Source organism: Nocardia sp. NPDC005978 (genome assembly GCF_040614455.1).
Taxonomy (GTDB): domain Bacteria; phylum Actinomycetota; class Actinomycetes; order Mycobacteriales; family Mycobacteriaceae; genus Nocardia.
The window spans coordinates 1-17,643 of sequence record NZ_JBEXUS010000104.1 but is presented as its reverse complement, the minus strand read 5'-3'; the positions used below and the strand labels follow the sequence as shown (position 1 = coordinate 17,643).

At 70.6% G+C, this 17,643-nt stretch carries 8 protein-coding genes; 4 read left to right on the top strand and 4 right to left on the bottom strand.

The window, feature by feature from the left end; genetic code table 11:
* Positions 1–212: 212 nt before the first annotated feature.
* The 3 genes from ABZ319_RS32365 to ABZ319_RS32355 all read right to left on the bottom strand — a co-directional run bounded on the left by ABZ319_RS32365 (position 213) and on the right by ABZ319_RS32355 (position 6,020).
* Positions 213–3,515 carry a hypothetical protein gene (locus ABZ319_RS32365; protein WP_354990336.1) on the bottom strand — a complete coding sequence of 1,101 codons (3,303 nt, stop codon included), beginning with the start codon at positions 3,513–3,515 and terminating at the stop codon, positions 213–215.
* Positions 3,516–3,633: 118 nt separating this feature from the next.
* Entirely contained in the window at positions 3,634–5,214 is a 1,581-nt protein-coding gene (locus ABZ319_RS32360) for a phosphatase PAP2 family protein (RefSeq protein ID WP_354990335.1), read from the bottom strand.
* A 65-nt stretch (positions 5,215–5,279) separates the two neighbouring features.
* On the bottom strand, positions 5,280–6,020 hold the full coding sequence (locus ABZ319_RS32355) for a glutamine amidotransferase (RefSeq protein ID WP_354990334.1): 741 nt from the start codon (positions 6,018–6,020) through the stop codon (positions 5,280–5,282).
* 287 nt (positions 6,021–6,307) lie between these two features.
* On the opposite strand from ABZ319_RS32355, the gene ABZ319_RS32350 reads away from it, so the two are divergent.
* Positions 6,308–7,492, top strand: a complete 1,185-nt coding sequence (locus ABZ319_RS32350) for a cation:proton antiporter (protein WP_354990333.1) — start codon at positions 6,308–6,310, stop codon at positions 7,490–7,492.
* Between the two features lie 36 nt (positions 7,493–7,528).
* On the top strand, positions 7,529–8,428 hold the full coding sequence (locus tag ABZ319_RS32345; RefSeq protein ID WP_354990332.1) for an alpha/beta hydrolase: 900 nt from the start codon (positions 7,529–7,531) through the stop codon (positions 8,426–8,428).
* Positions 8,429–8,432: 4 nt separating this feature from the next.
* On the opposite strand, the gene ABZ319_RS32340 is transcribed toward ABZ319_RS32345, so the two are convergent.
* Positions 8,433–9,722 (bottom strand): hypothetical protein, encoded by a 1,290-nt coding sequence (locus tag ABZ319_RS32340; RefSeq protein WP_354990331.1) that lies wholly within the window; start codon positions 9,720–9,722, stop codon positions 8,433–8,435.
* Between the two features lie 449 nt (positions 9,723–10,171).
* On the opposite strand from ABZ319_RS32340, the gene ABZ319_RS32335 reads away from it, so the two are divergent.
* Together ABZ319_RS32335 and ABZ319_RS32330 are read left to right on the top strand one after the other, a co-directional pair.
* The gene (locus ABZ319_RS32335; RefSeq protein WP_354990330.1) at positions 10,172–10,801 is read left to right on the top strand and encodes a GNAT family N-acetyltransferase; all 630 of its coding nucleotides are present in this window, start codon (positions 10,172–10,174) and stop codon (positions 10,799–10,801) included.
* Positions 10,802–10,890: 89 nt separating this feature from the next.
* Complete coding sequence (locus ABZ319_RS32330) at positions 10,891–17,490, top strand: SDR family NAD(P)-dependent oxidoreductase (RefSeq protein ID WP_354990329.1); 6,600 nt, start codon at positions 10,891–10,893, stop codon at positions 17,488–17,490.
* Positions 17,491–17,643 lie beyond the last annotated feature (153 nt).

Below are 17,643 nucleotides of genomic sequence, written 5' to 3'. Positions count from 1 at the left end.
GCCGGCCCATCCGGACACGGCGCGTGTGCCGGGTACACCGGCCGGCTTCGCCCGGCGCATCCAGCGCGGTTTCGCGCCGCGGACACGGGACGGCGGCGGCCTTTCGGCGACCGCCGACCTTCGCTGCCGGGCACACGGTCACCGTGCCGCCGGTTCGAGCCACCGGGTGAGGGGGCCTCGCCCGGCCGGGGTGCGGCGAGTGACCCGGCGGCCTACTCCGGGGCGGTGAAGACGGCGTGGGCGGCGCGGCGGACATCGGGGGCGGGGTGCGCGCGCAGGGTCGTCAGCAGGGTGGTCCAGGGCGGGGACCAGCCGAAGTGCCTGCCGCACTGGGCGATCAGGGCCGTAGCGGTCAGGGCGGTCGCCGGGTCCGGATCCGGGGCCAGCGCGCTCGCGATGGATTCCAGTGCGGCGGGAGGCAGTTCGGTCACCGGGGTCGTCGATCGTGACGCCGGCTGACGTGCGGGGCAGTCGGTCAGGGCTCCGGTAGCTATGGGCGCGAGCGCCCGAACGGCCGCGACGGTGGCGTCGATCTCGGTCCAGCGCATGGCGGCGAAGGTGAGTTCGATGACCTGCTCGTGCCACAGCGGGTCGGGCATGAGCAGCGCGCAGACGCGGGACCCGATCGGCCGGGTGTGTTCGTGTAGACACAGCGTCGAAACCAGCCGGTTCAGCACGAAAGCGATGCGCTGACGGGCCGGTAGATCCCGATCCGGGAAGTCGGAGTTCGTCTGTGCCAGCAGGCGTTCGAGGGCTTCCACCAGCGGGGCGGGATCGCCGGTGCCGGACGCGGCGGTGAGCAGCGCGTGGGCGGCGGTGGACCAGAGCCCGACCTCGGTGAGGTCGGTGAGCCGGTCCACCCGGATGTCGGTGGGGCTCGGCAGCAGCCAGGGGTACCAGACGGCGAGCGCGCTCAGGGCCTGCGCGGCCACCCGGTGATCGGCGCTCGCGGCCAGCTCCCGGACGAAGCCGGCGAACCGGAATCGCAGTCGAGTCGGCAGGTGCGACGGCGCGATGTCGAGGATCGCGTCCGCCACCTCCGGATCGGTGGCCAGCTCGGCGAGCAGCTGCCAGGTCTCGTCCTCGTCGAACAGGAAGCGGGTGGCATGGACGGCGGCGCGCCGTACGTCGCGGTGCGTGCCGGGGCGGTCCGCGCACTCGCGGATGATCGCGGCCGCACCGGGGGCGCGCAGGACCGCGAGCAGGCGCAGGCCCTCCTTCATCGCGGTGATCTTGGGCGAGTCCAGTAGTGGTTCCAGCACCGTGGCCAGGCGCGGCGGCGAGATATACCTGGCCTGGGAGGCGATGCCGCTGACCGTGACCCGCGCGAGGTCGCCGCGCACCTGCTCGCTCAGCAGCGCGATGGCGCGCTCGGGCTCGTCGCTGCGTCCCAGCGCGGTGAGCGCGGATTCGGCCACGGTGAGGTCGGCCGAGGCCAGAAAGGGCAGCACGCGGTCGAAGCAGCCGGGCAGCAGGCCCAATTGCGCGACGGCCATGGCCCGTTCGCCGATCGACACTTTCGGGTGGGTGGCGTAGTCAGCGAGCACGCCCGCGTAAAGCTCTATCTGGGAGGGCATCCAGCGCTCGAAACCACCCGCGAACATCGGGACGAAGCGCACATCCCGCGCGAGGAACCGGCCCGTATTCGGTCCGGTGAGCACGGCGTCGAGCAGATCGGTGCGCCGCCAGGACAGCAGATCCCGCACCTCCCACAGCGCGATGAGGGACCGGTCGCGGCGCAGCAGGTCCCCCACACACTCATCGCGGGTGGCCCGGTCTTCCAGCGCGAGCCGCACCGCGCGCTTCACCGTCGAGTCGTCGGTGGTGGTGCAGGCCCGCAGCAGCAGCGCGCGCAATCCATCGATCCCGTACCCGCGCACCTCCAGGCCGTCCGCCAGATCCAGAGCGAGCGCGAAGCTTCCGCGGTCCGCATCGGCCTCCAGCCGCGGGCGCAGGGCCTCGAACAGACGGATTTCGACTCCGCGCGGCAGATTCCGATGCAGGCCGCGGACATCGATGGTGATCATGAGCTCGGCCAGCCGAGCGATCAGGCGCAGCGCGGCCGCGGTGAAGTCGGTCTCCCCGGTCTGCGCGCCGCGAATCAGCAGGGTGCGCACCAGATCACGCACGGCCGAAGAAGTTTCGTGCGAGCGGTCCCGTGCGTCCAGGCCGTCCACGGCCAGCTGTTCCAGGGCGGGCACATGCTCCGCGGCCAGCAGGGACATCGGAATCGCCGCAACGGCGCGCAGCGCGCAGCGGCGCACCGGATCCTGTTCGTTGCGCAGGCGGCGCAGCAGCTCGAGCAGGTCGCCGACCGCGCCCGGGTCCCGGCTGCCGACGGCGGCGGTGACGAGCAGCGGATACGCGATCGCGCGCTCGTCGGCATCGGGCCGTCGAATCGATTCGAGCAGTACGGGTTTGGCCTCTTCCCAAGGCAACCTCGCGGTCAGCCGATCGGCGACGCCGGGTACGTCCGCGCCGCCGGGGCGCGCGAGCAGTTCGCGCGCGAGTACGGCGCGGTCCCGGCGCGGCAGTGTGTCGAGTTCGGCGAGATCGATGACCCCCGGCGCGATTCCGGGCCGGGTGAGCTGCGCGCCCGCGACGGCCGTTCGCCGCGCGGGCGGCACCCGGCGCAGGAAGCGGGCTCGCTCGCGCGGCGCGGCGGCGACGTACAGCTCGCGCAGCCGATCGTCCGGCAGGGCGAGCATGGCCCGCCACAGGGCGGGTCCCATCAGGTCCCGGCCGTGCCGGTTCGGATTGCGCAGCAGCGTGAACACGGCCTCGGGATCACGGCGGGCAAGAAGTCCGGCCACCGAGTGCAACCGGCCGACCGGCACATACGCGATCGCCCGGGCCGCCAGCGCGAGCAGTTCCGCCGAATCGTGCTCGGCCGCCGCGAGCGGATGGGCGGTCAGTCGCGGCCACAACTCCCGCCATTCGTCGCGCCCGGCGGTCGTGGCCGCCGCCCGCACGTACTCGAAGACCACGCCGATATGTCTGGCGGACAGGACTTTCCAGCTCGGCACCGCGTACGCCAGTTCTCCCAGCGTCCCGGCCACCACCGTCGGGGAGCAGTACACGAGCAGCCGCGCGGCCTCGACATCGCCGTACAGCTCGCGCACCGGCGCCAGCAGCGCATCCGCCACCTGCGTCCGATCACCCCGGCTCAGTGCGCGATACACGCCTTTGCGCGCCCACCGCGACAGCACGGGCAGTCGCCGCACCACCACATCCGCGGACACGCCCAGCCGGATCGTGGCGGAGAGGGCCCGCGCCGCGAACTCCGGGTCCGGGTCCTGCACCCGGGCCAGCAGGAAATCCCGGGCCCCGCCGCACAGCGCCATCTGGATCGCGATGCGCCGCTCGTATCGCCCACCCGCCCACAGCGATTCGAGCAGCGGATCCAACTGCCCCCGCCCCACCAGCCGCCGGGCCTCGCCCGCGATCGCCGCCATCCGCGCGGGCGCGGGCAACGCGGCCACCACCCCCAACAGCTCACTCCCCGAAGCAGTCACGGCCGCCACGCTACATCGCGCGGCCCGCCGCACCCGAGAAACAACGGCTCGCCCGGCGACTGACCCATCCGCCCACGCGCCGGGTCACAGCTGCCGGATCGTCCCCACGCGCCAGGGATCAGGCGGCGCGTTTGAAGAGGGCAGCCAGGCGGGACAGGGGTAGCTCGCGGTGGTGGGGGCGGGGGCGGGTGGCCCAGCGGGGGTTGTCCTCGTTGCGGCGGTAGGCCGTCACCTGGCCGGCGACGGTGAAGCGGACGGTGGTGGCCTCGCCGAGGACCTCGCCGTCGGCGGCCACAGCCTCGGGGGCGTCCAGGTGGATCGTCAGTTCGGGGACCTGGCGTTCGCCGTAGACCTTGCTGCGGCCGATCGCGGCCAGCGACAGGGCGATCACGGCGCGGGTGCGGGAGAAGCGGACGTCGGCGCGCAGCCAGCGCACGTCCAGGAGGTTGGCGTCGAGGCGGGCGCGGAAGGCGGGCACCGCGCCGTGCGGGTGGTACGGGCCGTTGCCGACGAAGACGAACCAGACCTCGTGCCAGCGATCCTCGAAGCGAATGCGAATCGGCTCCGCGCGGCGCAGGATCACCACCAGGGCGATGGCGAACGCGGGCCACTTGCCCCAGCGGCCCTGCCACTTCTCACGCAGTCGCACCAGCTCCGGGTATGCCCCCAGGCTCGCGGTGTTGATCAGGTGGTGGGTGCGCGTCCCGGATTCCGATTCCAGTTCGACCGAGGCGATGTCGACCGCCACGGCCTCGCCCGCACCGGTGGCGTCGCTGACCTCGAGCAGGTCGTAGACACCGAGATCGCGGGCGAAGTGATTGAGGGTGCCGGTCGGGATGACCACCAGCGCCAGCCCGTGCCGCAGCGCCACCGTGGCCGCGGCGCCGATGGTGCCGTCACCACCGGCGGCGCCCACCGCCAGAATCTTCTCCGGACCCGAAAGCGCCTGCTCCAAAGCTGCTTCCAGCTGATCGACGCAGTCCAGACCGGGTTCGGTGCGCAACACGGTCGCCGCGGGCAGCGCCGCCGCCACATCGGCGGTCGGATCGTATCCGGGGTCCCCGGACACCGGGTTGACCACCACGATGAGCCCCGCGCCGTCCGGCAGCATCGGCGCCTCGCGCACCAGATGCGCGGCGGCCTCGTCGGATTCGCGCACCGGCCACCACAGCCTGGTGGCCAGCGCGACGCCGGTGCCGACCGCCGCCCCGACGAACACGTCCGAAGCCCAGTGCACGCCGGTGTGCACCCGCGAATAGGCGACGGCGGCCGCGACGGGCGCGATCACCAGACCGGTGCGCGGGCTCTCCAGCGCGACCGCGGTGGCGAACGCCGCCGCCGAGGCGCTGTGCCCGGACGGGAACGAGGACGAGGTCGGCTGATTGATCAGCCGCCTGCTGATCGGCAGTTCCTCGGCCGCGGGCCGGCGCCGCGCGAACATGTTCTTCAGCACCAGGTTGACGGTGAAACTGGCTCCGGCGATCGAGATCACCCCGCGCAGCGCGGCGCGGCGCGTGGAGCCCTGCTTGGACGCCAGTACCGCAGCGACCAGCATCCACAGCACGCCCTTGTCGGCCGTGCGGGTCAGCCGCAGCATCCCGCCGTCGGCTCCGGACAGCGGAATTCGCGCGACCGCCCCGCTGACCGATTGATCGAAACGCCCGACTCGATGAAACTTGCGACCCAACCACGCACTCACACGTTCGAAACTACAGGGCTGTAGCCGGATTGGAGCCCCCGGCCGCGAGCGCCCGCCGCCGCGGCTCACCGGCCGGCGGGGTAACGCGTAATGAAGCGCCGCAGGATCTCCGCCGGGACCGGGACCGATTCCCGATGCCCGAGCGCGATCAGATAGTCGGCCTCGGCGGGATCGAAATAGCCCGCGTGCCGGTAGGTTTCGATGCGCACCGCGAGCCCGTCGCCGTCCAGTTCGGGATGGAATTGGGTGGCGTACACATTGTCCCCGAACCTGATCATCTGGACCGGGCAGTCGGCGGATCCGGCCAGTAGCATCGCGCCCGGCGGCACCGCCTGGCAGGCTTCCTTGTGCCCCACGAATGCCCGGAATCGCTCGGGCAGATCGTGCAGCAGCGGATCCAGGCGCGCGGCCGCGGTCAATTCGATGGTCTGCGCGCCCGCCTGCTCGCCGAAACGCGCGTCACTGACCGTGCCGCCCAATGCCTCGGCCAGAATGCTGAGCCCGTAACACGCGCCGAGATAGGGGAAATCCCGCGCCACGATCTCGGCGAGCAGTTCCCGCAGCAGCGGTTCGAAACGCCGCTGGTAATCGTATTTCTCCGGTTCGGGATTGCTCAGATTGCTCGGCCCGCCGCCGACGATGACCGAGGAGTAATCATCCAGCGCGAGTGCGGGAAACTCACGATCCATCTGCACCCGCACCACCGCCTCCGGCTCCAGGCGCGCGCTGCGCAGCACCGCGAAGTACTCGTCGTCCGCGGCCGCCGTCTCGGGCCGCAGCTGCAGTAGTAGGCACGGCTTGGGCATAGCCAAGATTATGTGCGGCGATCTCCCGGTTCGGGCGCAACCGGCCGTAATCCCGTCCCCGCGATCCGCCTCGGATATCCACGAGAATTCGCCGTACCGGACAGACTGTCCAATTTGCCCGGTTATAGTGGGGCGTGAATACAGACCCGAAACCGCAGCCGAGTATCGGTGTGCGCAAAGGCTTTTCATCCATCACGACGCACCCCGCGGAGCGGATACCCGACCGCCGCCGCGGCGCGAATTCCTGCCCACCCACCGCGTTGATTCGAACCGACGGGTAAGCGGCGATGGTCGCACACGACACCGCCCTCGGATTGATTCAACTGGGCGCGGTGCTGTTCGGACTCGGATTACTCGGGCGGGTGGCCGCCCGCATCGGACTCTCGCCCATTCCGCTGTATCTCATCGGCGGATTGGTGTTCGGCACCGGCGGATTGATCGAACTGCCACAGGCGGACGAGTTCATTCACATGGCCAGCGAGATCGGCGTGGTCCTGCTGCTGCTCCTGCTCGGATTGGAGTACACCGCCGGTGAATTGGTGACCGGCCTCCGGCAATCCTGGGCCGCCGGCGTCCTGGACCTGGTACTGAACGCGACACCCGGGGTGTTGGTCGCGCTCGTACTGGGCTGGGGGCTGACCGGCGCGGTGGCCATGGCCGGGGTCACCTACATCTCCTCCTCGGGCATCGTCGCGAAGGTCCTGGACGATCTGGGCAGACTGGGCAATCGGGAGACCCCGACCATTCTGTCGATCCTGGTCTTCGAGGACCTGGTGATGGCCGCGTATCTGCCGGTGCTGACCGCGGTGCTGGCCGGGGCCGGCTTCGCGGCCGGGTTGCAGACGCTCGGCATCGCCCTGGCCGCGGTCACCGTCGTACTGGTGGTGGCGCTGCGCTACGGCCGCTACGTCTCCATGATCGTGGACAGCGACGACCGCGAGATCTTCCTGCTGAAGATCCTCGGCTCGGCCCTGCTGGTCGCGGGTGTGGCCTCGGCGCTACAGGTCTCGGCCGCGGTCGGGGCTTTCCTGCTCGGCATCGCGATCTCCGATTCCACCGCGCACAACGCCACGAAAATCCTGGAGCCGCTGCGGGATCTGTTCGCGGCGCTGTTCTTCGTGCTGTTCGGATTGAGCACCGATCCGGCCAGCATTCCGCCGGTGCTGGCATGGGCGGTGGCGCTGGCCGTGCTGACCACCGCGACGAAGGTCGCGACGGGCTGGTGGGCCGCCGCGCGTGTAGGGACCTCTCGGTATGGACGCGCCCGGGCTGGATCGGCTTTGGTGGCCCGAGGCGAGTTCTCCATCGTGATCGCGGGACTGGCCGTGGCGGCGGGGGCCGCGCCGGGCGAATTCGCCGCTCTGGCCACCACTTACGTACTGTTGATGGCCGCCTTCGGCCCGATCGCGGCACGCGGGCTGGAACCGGCGGTCCGCAGGTGGGACGAACGCCGGGTCCGGGCCGCGCAATAGTCACGATGGGGGCCGCGCACTGACTATCGTGATCGCATGTCCGAATCCGGTTACACCACCAGCTCGTCCGAGCCCCCGGCCATCGCGGGGGTGCGCCGCAGTTTCGTCCAGGCGCGCGGCGTGCGGTTCCATGTGACCGAATCGGGGCCGGCCGGCGGCCGGCCGGTGGTGCTGCTGCACGGGTGGCCGCAGCACCATTACGCGTACCGGGACCTACTCGCGGATCCACCCGCCGGACTGCGCGTGATCGTCCCCGACCTGCCCGGTTACGGCTGGTCGGGGCCGCCGCCGCACCGCTGGGCCAAGGAGGAGGTGGCCTCGGATCTGCTGGCCCTGCTCGACGCCATGGGACTGCGCGACGTGCTGCTGGCCGGGCACGACTGGGGCGGTTTCATCGGCTACCGCATGGTGCTGCGCGAACCCGAGCGATTCGACGGCTTCCTGGTGCTGAACATGGCACACCCGTGGGTGCCGTCGCAGGTGGTGCTGCGCCACGTGTGGCGGTTCCTGGCCTATCAGCCGCTCATCGCGACCGTCGGGGTCCCGCTGCAACAGCGCACCCGTTTCCTCGAACGGCTGATCGCGGGCGCGATGACCGATCGCGACGCGGTCAGTCCCGATGTGGTGCGCAGCTATTCGGACCGCTTCCGCGATCCGGTGTGCGCACGCGCGGCCACCGACACCTACCGCACCTTCTGGCTGCACGAGATCCCGAACTCCACCAAGACCCCCGAGCGCCGGAGAATCGGCATTCCGGTGCGCGCGCTGTTCGGGGTGGACGATGTGGCGGTGCATCATTCGATGGCGGCCGCGGACACCGCGCAGGCCGACGACTACGAGTTCGAACCCGTGTCGGGCTGCGGGCATTTCATCGTCGACGAACGTCCGGATCTGGTGCGCGCCCGGCTGGTCGATCTGGCACGAACCACGAAATAGACGCTCACACACCGAAAATGGCGAGGTGGATCAATCCGCCCACCACACCCAGGGCCGCGCCGTGCACGAAGAGCAGCCACTCGTCCTGCCGGGTCGCCGAGCGCAGCAGTTCCACGAAGTCCTTGCGGTCCAGCGCGCGCATCTGCACGGCGACGTACTCGCGCACGCGCGCGCTCTGGGCCGAGAGGAAATCCGGATCGGCGAACGCCGTCTCGGTCAGCAGCAGCAGTTCCGGGGTCACGTCGGATTTGATTCGCTCGTACCCGGCGCGGCCGAGTGAGAACCGCACCGCGTGCAGCGCCTGGCCCGCCGCCTCGTCGACCGAGGCGCCCATCACCGACTCCAGCAGTGACAGCGTGCGATCCGCGCGCGGGCCGGCCAGCAGTTCGTGTGCGATGCGCTGGGGTGTCATGACCTCACCCGCGATGATCTCGGCGTAGCCGTCGGCGATCTCGTTGCGGCGCCGCAGCATCAGGCCCTGCCGCCACGGCACCCACCAGCGCGGGGTCAGCGGCTCGTAGATCATGGTGATGCCGACCCAGTTCACGACGTAGCCGATCACCACCCCGCCCAGCGGCAGGACCCACCAGTACGGCCAGAAGTGCAGGATCCCCACCAGCAGGAAACCCATGGGGAAGCCGAAGTAGAAGCCGAAATTCTGCATGAAGCGCAGCTCGTTGGCCGCGATCTCGCGGAACATGCGATTGATCAGCCGGGGATGCGCGGTGAGGTGGCGGATGGTCATCCATTTGGGGTCGATGAGCTCCTCGATGTGCTCGCCGATACCGGTGGTGATGTCGCGCGCGCTGACCGGCAGCTGTTCGGCGACCCGGCGGTAGATCAGTTCGCGCGCCGAGGCGGGCAGGTTGTACCAGAGCTGCGGATTGCGCCGCACCATGATGCGGTGCACGATGCCGGGGATCTGCGGCCGGATCAGATCGACCAGCTGTTCGGCGATGCTGTCCGGGTCGAGCTCGCGATAGAAGTCCGCCATGCTGCCGAGCTTGGACAGCCCCTTGTCGACCGCGATGCTGGCCATCTTCTCCGCGCGCGAGGGCACGATGCCCTGCCAGCCGAAGCGGCCGTCGTGGGACAGCAGCGGCAGGACCTGGATCCGGCGCGGCAGGTACGGGTAGACCCAGCGCAGGCCCGGTACCCGGAAGCCGTGAAAGCGAATGGGCTCGAAAAGCATGAGTATGCCGGTCCAGTTGGTGATGTACCCGATGACGCCGGTGAACAGCGGAATGGTGATCAACTCGAGCAATAGATGACGCGGCATGGACAAGTGTGACATCACGGGCATCGAATGCGGGCGACAACCCCCGAAGGCCGATGCGATCGCCCGCGGGACTTCGCCGGGCGGCCATCCGGGGTTCATCGCGCACGGGCGGTGTCCCGGAGTGTCGGAGGCCGCCCCATTGCCACTCCGCGCAAATTCGGACAAATATCGCACTGGTTGACCAGTCAACCCACCGAATAGCTCGGACTTCACACTGTCCCAGCCAATAGCATTGCACTCCAATGCTTTTCGATCGCGCGACTCTAGGCCATGTCGGCGGGATGGGCAATAGGTCATGAATTGTTTTATGCCACAACAACTACCGCTGCCACCCCGATCGAGCGCGTGTAACCTACTGACCAGTACTACCGATCAGTAGCATCGCAAGGTGGGTCGGCCCGTAGGCGTGCGGCAGCCCCGCGACGCCTGTCGGGCAGTGGGCGGCACAGGGTAGAGGGACGGCTTTGAATCAGTTGGGCGCACCGGTTTTTCGCCGTGCTACCGAGCACGACATCGACGACATGGCGCGCATCATCTCGCGGGCCTTCGCAACCGACGACCCGATCGAGGACTACGTCTTTCCGGACCCGGCCGACCGGCACCGCAGGTCACCGCGCATGCTGCGCATCATGATCCGGCACCGCTTCCTGCCCGCAGGCGGCGCGGCGGTGGCCACCATCGACGACGAGATCGTCGGCGCGATGCTCTGGTACCCGGCCGGATACGGCAAATCCCTGTGGCGGGAAGCGATTTCCGGGCCACAACTGTTGTGGGCCATGGCCGGGGCGACCGGGCGCGGCATGGATGTGGACGCGACCATCGCCGAGACCACACCGGCCACGGCCCACAACTATCTCGTCTACCTGGGCTGCGAGCCGCGGGTACAGCGTTCCGGGGTGGGCCGGGCGCTGGTGCGGTGGCTCGCGGCCGAATCCGACCGCGAACAGGCGGCGGTGTGCGGCATTTGCAAGGACGCGAATGTCGGCTACTACAAGGCTTTCGGATTCGAGTTCGTCCGCAGGGCCAAGATCGGGCGCAGGGGCCCGGAGATGAATTTCGTACTGCGGCCGCCGGTTCCGGTCGGCATCGACTGACCGCGCCGTTCAGCGGAAACACACCGTGGGGAGTCGACCCACGTCTCGGGGGGAATGCCAGTTTCGATCCGATTTGCCGAGGAGTCGTCGTGTCTGATATTGCCATTGTCGGAATCGGGTGCCGATACGCGGGCGGTATCGATTCCCCAGAAGCGTTCTGGGACTTCATTATCGATAAGCGCGACGGTGTCACCGAGATCCCGGCCGAGCGCTGGGACTACACGCGCTACTACGACCCGGACAAGCGCACGCCGGGCCGCATGTACACCAGGCGCGCCGCCTTCATGACCGGCGATCCCTGGGCCTTCGACCCGGACTTCTTCGGCATCTCACCGCGCGAGGCCGCGGCCATGGATCCGCAGCAGCGCCTGGTGCTCGAGGTCGCCTGGGAAGCCCTGGACGACGCCGGCATCGCGGGCCGCATCGCGGGCGCGCCGATCGGCGTCTACGTGGGCGCGTTCACCCTCGATCAGCTCGCGGTCTCCAACACGACCGCCGCCCTGCCGTACGTGGACATGCACACCGCCGCGGGCGCGTCGTACACCATGCTGTCGAACCGAATCGCGTTCGCGCTCAACATGGTCGGACCCGCGATGACGGTGGACACCGCGTGCTCCTCCTCGCTGGTGGCGCTGCACCTGGCCTGTCAGGCGCTGGCCAACGACGACTGCTCGGTCGCGCTGGCGGGCGGGGTCACCCTGCTCATGCAGCCCGAACCCTTCGTCTCGATGTGCAAGGGCGGCTTCCTGGCCGCCGACGGGCGCAGCAAGCCCTTCGACGCCGCCGCGGACGGCTACGGCCGCGGCGAGGGCTCGGGCATGGTCGTGCTCAAGAAGCTGGCCGACGCCGAACGCGACGGGGACCGGGTCTACGCCGTGATCAAGGCGACCGGCTCCAACCAGGACGGCCGCACCACCGCCATCACCGTCCCGAACGCCGATCTGCAGGAAGCGCTGGCCAGGACGGTCACCGCCCGGGCCGGGATCGCCCCGCACGAGGTCACCTACGTCGAGGCCCACGGCACCGGCACGCCCGTGGGCGACCCGCTGGAGATGCGCGCCATCGGCCGCGCGTACGGGCAGGTCGAAGGCCGTACCGCGCCGGTGGGCGTGGGGTCGGTCAAGGCCCAGCTCGGGCACACCGAGGCCGCCTCCGGCATCGCGAGCATCATCAAGTCCGCGCTGGCGGTCTCCAAGCGCACCATCGCCCCGCAGGGCTGGCTCGACACCCCCAACCCGGACATCCCGTTCGACGAGCTCGGGGTGCGGCTCCAGCTCGAGGCCGAGCCGGTGGGGCCCGAGGTCGAGCGAATGACCATCGCCGTCAACGGTTTCGGCTACGGCGGCACCAACGCGCACGCCATCCTGCAGGAGTACGTGCCCACCGCGGACCCGGGCCGCGAACCCCGGCACTTCGGCGTGCTGCCGCTCTCGGCGCGCACCGACAAGGCCGCGCGCGAGCTGGCGCGCGGCTTCGCCGAGTTGATCGCGGACGGCGCGGATCCGGCCGCGCTCGCCGAGGCCGCGTGGACCCGCCGCACCCACCACCAGTTCCGCACCGGGCTGACCTTCGGCGACGACACCGAATTGGTCACCGCCCTGGTCGAATTCGCCACCGGCGGCGGCAAGGCAGCCACCAAGGTGATCGCCTCCAAGGTCGCCGAACCGGTGTTCGTCTTCACCGGCATGGGCCCGCAGTGGTGGGGTATGGGCCGCGAACTGCTCGCCGCCGGGGGCACTTTCGCCGCCGAGGCCGAGCGCATCGACGCCGTGTTCCGGGAGATCTCCGGCTGGTCCATCCTCGAGGAGCTGGCGCGGCCGGAGGAACAGTCGCGGGTCACCGAGACCGCCATCGCCCAGCCCGCCAACTTCCTGGTCCAGGTCGCGCTGTTCGCGGTGCTGGCCGAGCACGGCATCCGGCCCGCCGCCGTGGTGGGCCACAGCGTGGGCGAGGTGTCCGCGGCCTACGTGACGGGCATGCTGTCGCTGCACGACGCGCTGCTGGTCAGCTGTCATCGCGCGCGCCTGCAGGCCACGACCGCCGGTTCCGGCGGCATGCTGGCCGTCGGCCTGACTCCCGCCGCGGCGCAGGAACTCATCGCCGGCGACCCGCTGGTCGACATCGCCGCGGTCAACAGCCCCAGCGCCGTCACCCTGGCGGGCGCGCGCGAGCGGCTCGACGCGATCGCCGAAGACCTCACCGCACAGGGCGTTTTCGCCAAGCTGCTGCACGTCGAGGTGCCGTACCACAGCTACCTCATGGATCCGATCCTGGACGAACTGCGCACGGTGCTCGCCGATCTCGACGTGTCCGAGCCCGCGCTGCCGCTGCTGTCCACGGTCACCGGCCGACAGGTCACCGGGGCCGATTGGAACGCCGAATACTGGTGCGCCAACGTGCGGCAGCCGGTCCGGTTCGCCGACGCCGTCACCGAACTCATCGGGGCGGGCAATCGCGTCTTCGTGGAGGTCGGCCCGCATCCGGTGCTGGGCGCGAACATTCGCGAGATCCTGATCGGCGCGGGCGAGACCGGCACCACCGTGGCGACCCTCAACCGCAAGCAGGCCGACGCCGAGAGCGTGCGCCAGACCCTGGCCGGGCTCTACGCCGCGGGCGTGCTGCCGATCGAGGCGCTGTTCGCCGACCTCGTCACCCCGCACCTCGACCTGCCGCGCTACCCCTGGCAGCGCACGCACCTGCGTACCGAACTGCCGTTCTTCCGGCAGCAGCAGTACGGCACCCCGGGCGGTCACCCCATGCTCGGCGACGCGAACGCCGACGACCCGACCACCTCGTGGCGGGTGCAGCTCGGGGTCGAAGCCCTGCCGTGGCTCGCGGACCACGTGGTCGGCGGCGCCCGCATCCTGCCCGGCGCGGCCTACCTGGACGCGGCCCTGAGCGCGGCCGCGGTGCGCACCGAGTCGAACCGGGTCGCGGTGGAACAGGTGCGCTTCGTCGCACCGCTGATCATCGACGACGGCGCCGTGCCCACCATGGAGGTGAAGGTCGAGGAAGCCACCCGGCGCTTCACCATCCGCTCGCGCAACACCCCCGACGCCCTCTGGACGGTGCACGCCACGGGCAGGCTGGTGGAGGGCACGTTCGAATCCGCCAAGGTCGACCTGCCCGACACCGACGAGCTGCACACCATCGATCCCGCCGCCTTCTACGCCGGATTGGCCGCGCGCGGACTGCAGTACGGACCGGCGTTCCAGCGCGCCACCTCGGTCAAGGTCTCGGGCGCGACCGTGCTCGCGACCCTGGACGCGGCCATCGCCCGGGACTCCGGACATCTGGCGCACCCCTGCGTGGTGGACGCGGCGCTGCAGAGCGTGGCCGCGCTGCTGGCCGGCACCGGCGCCAAGGACGACGGCGCCATGGTTCCGGTCGGGGTGGACGAGGTCCGCGTGTTCGGGGCGATTCCCGAGGAGGTGACCGTGGTTGCCCGGCTCGACACCGCCGCCGCGCCCACCGCGGACATCGACCTGCTCGACGGCGAGCAGCAGGTGGTCATGCGCATCATCGGCATGCGCTTCGGCTCCATCGCCCCGGGTCGCGGTGCGCTGCAACGGATGACGGACTTCTTCTTCGAGGACCGCTGGGAGATGCGGGAACCCGTGGACCGCACCGGTCTGCCCGGCGCGGACACCGTGCACACCCTCGTCGTCGAACTCGGCGCCGAGACCGGCGAACGGGCGGCCCGCATCGCGTCCGCCGCGCGGCACGGCGAGCTGCTCGCGATCGGCGATCCGACCCGCGCCGACCTGGAAACCGATGTGCTGGACCGCCTCTGGGCCGCCCTGGAGGTTCCGGACATCGACCGCCTGCACCTCGTGCTGGTGGCCGGGCACGACTTCGCGGATCTGGACACGCTGTGGACGCTGCGCCGGCTCGCGGTCGCCCTGGAGGGCTTCCTGGAAGCCTGGCTGGAGCGGCGCGGCGTCGAGGTCACCATGACCGGCGACGGTTCACTGCACGTCACCCTGGTCACCGAGCGCGCCTTCGCGCACCCCGATGAAGAGACCGCGCCCGACCCGGCGCACGCCGCGCTCGCCGGAGCACGCCGCGTCCTGCTCAACGAACAGCCCCGGCTGCGCTGGCGACTGGTCGACGTCGAGCCCGACACCGGCGACGCGGAACTGGACGCCGAGCTCGCGATCCCCGGTTCCTTCGGCTACGACGACACCGACGAGGTCTTCCTGCGCACCGGACTGCGCTGGGTCCCGGTCGTGGACGCCTCGCTGCCCGGCCGCATCGATGCCCTGGATCAGGCTGTGCCGCTGCATGATCCGGAGGCCAACTTCACCCTCGAGCTGCCCAAGTCGCGGGTGCTGTCCCGGCTGGGCTGGCGCGGCTGCGACCGGCGCGCCCCGGAGGCGGACGAGGTCGAGGTCCGCATGCTGGCGGTGGGCCTGAACTACAAGGACCCGCTCAAGGTGCTGGGCGTGCTCGGCGCCGACGATCTGGCCGGCACCTACTTCGGCACCACCCCCGGCATGGAGGGTGACGCGGTCGTGGTCCGGCTGGGCGCGAACGTCACCGACCTCGCCCCCGGGGATCGGGTCATGCTGTCCTCCCGGGGCATGATCAGCCGGTTCCACACCGCGCCGCGCGATCTCATGTCCAAGGTGCCCGCCGAATCGCGGCCGGGCTTCAGCACCAATCTGGTCTCCTTCGCCACCGCCGAGCACGCGCTGCTGGAACTGGCGCGCGTGCGCGCCGGAGACGTGGTGCTCGTGCACGGCGCGGCCGGCGGCGTCGGCTCGGCCGCGGTGCAGATCGCGAAGCTGCACGGCGCGCAGGTCATCGGCACCGCGAGCACCGACGAGCGGCGGGCCTACGTGCTCGACCAGGGCGCCGATCACGTACTCGATTCGCGCTCACTGAATTTCGCCGACGACGTGCTCGGGCTCACCGCCGGGCGCGGCGCCGACGTCGTGATCAGCACCGCGCCGGGGGAGATCCTGCGCCGGAACTTCAAGGCGGTGGCCGAGTTCGGCCGCATCGTGGAGATCGGCAAGGCGGACATCTACACCGGCGGCGTGCTGGACCTGCGGTACTTCGACAAGAACGTCTCGTACCACTCCTTCGACCTGGACCGCATGCTCGGCATGCGGCGGGCCGAGAGCGTGGCGCTGATGAACCGGGTCGAGACGCACCTGGTGGAGGGCACCTACCGGCGGCTGCCGTTCGAGGTGTACGACACCGACGAGGTGGCCAAGGCGTTCGAGGACGTGGCGCGCTCCACCAAGATCGGCCGAATCGCCGTCAGCCTGGAGCACGCCGCACCGCTGGTCCGGCCGCAGATTCCGAGTGTCCGGATCGATCCCGCGGCGCGGTACCTCATCACCGGCGGGTTCGGCGCGTTCGGCCTGGCCGTGGGACGCTGGCTGGTCGGCCTCGGCGCGACGCGGCTGACGCTGCTCGGGCGCGGCGGAGCGAGCAGCGCGGCGAGCCGGGATCAGCTGGCGGCGTGGGAGCACGCCGGGGTGGAGGTCACCGTCGAGAAGGTCGACGTGACCGATGTCGAGGCGATCACCGCGGTCGTGGCCCGGGCGCACTCCCCCGAGCACCCGTTGCGCGGCGTCTTCCACACCGCCGGAATCGTCGACGACAAGCGGCTCTCGGTCATGGACCGCGCGAGCCTGGAGTCGGTGTTCCGGCCCAAGATCGAGGGCGCGCAGGCGCTGCGGCACGCGATCGGCGCCGCCGGGGCCGAACTCGACATGTTCGTGCTGTTCTCCTCCGGCAGCGCCATTTTCGCCGGTGTCGGGCAGTACGCGTACACCGCGGCCAACATCGCCCTGCAATCCATCGCCGACGTGGTGGTGCGCGACGGCGGCACGGCCTTGGCCGTGGGCTGGGGCCATATGTCCGGCGGCGGCATGGCCGAGGCGGACGAGACCGTGGCGCGCTACCTGGTCGCCACCGGTTTCGACTCCATCACCATGGACGAGGGCACCGAATTCCTGGGCAAGGCGCTCGAACTCGGCCTGCACCACCAGGTCGCCATCATTCCGACGGACTGGGGCAAGGTCGCCTCGACCGCGCCGCACTTCAGCATGCTCGCCCGGGTCGCCGCGCAGATCGCGGCCGCGGCCGAAGACGACTCGGCGGCTTCGCAATTGGTGGCCGCGCTGCGCGCGCTCGACGAGCAGAAGCGCGGGGACGTGGTGGCGCACATGCTCGCCGAGCAGTTGGCGACGGTCATGGGCGTGGACGCGGACTCGATCGACCTCACGGTTCCGGTGCCCGAACTCGGCCTGGACTCGCTCATGGCCGTCGAGTTCGGCGCGCTGGTAGGCAAGACCCTCGGCATCGACCTGACCTCGCTCAAGATGGGCCGTACCTTCACCCTCGAGCAGGCCGGCGCGCGGGCGGCCGAATTCCTGGTCGGGGACACGGGTTCGGAGACGGGGGCCGCCACGGCGAACGCGCCGGCCACGCCCGACGGTCCCGCGATCGCGACGGCGGAACCGTCGCCGGCGGCCGCGTCCCCGATTGCCGCCGATCCGGCTCTCGACAGCGCGGCGACGGCTCCGGGCACGGCCGATCCCGTGCCCCTGCCCGACGCCGACCTCGGCGCCGGCGCATCGGATTCGACTGTGGCGGACTTCGTTTCCGACGGCGCAGACCTCGTCGTGAGCGCGTCCGCCGCCCCCACGAACAGCACGGAGGTGCAGGCATGACCGCATCGGCTCGCGACCTGGCCCGTCAGCTCCTGGCGGGCAACGGAACTCCGGCGCAGTCCGGCGGCAGCCCGCGCCCGGCGCCGGGCACGCTGCCCGGAGCCGGGTCCGCGAAAGGCCCGGCGGTGCGCACTGGAGCGGCGGCCCGGCCCG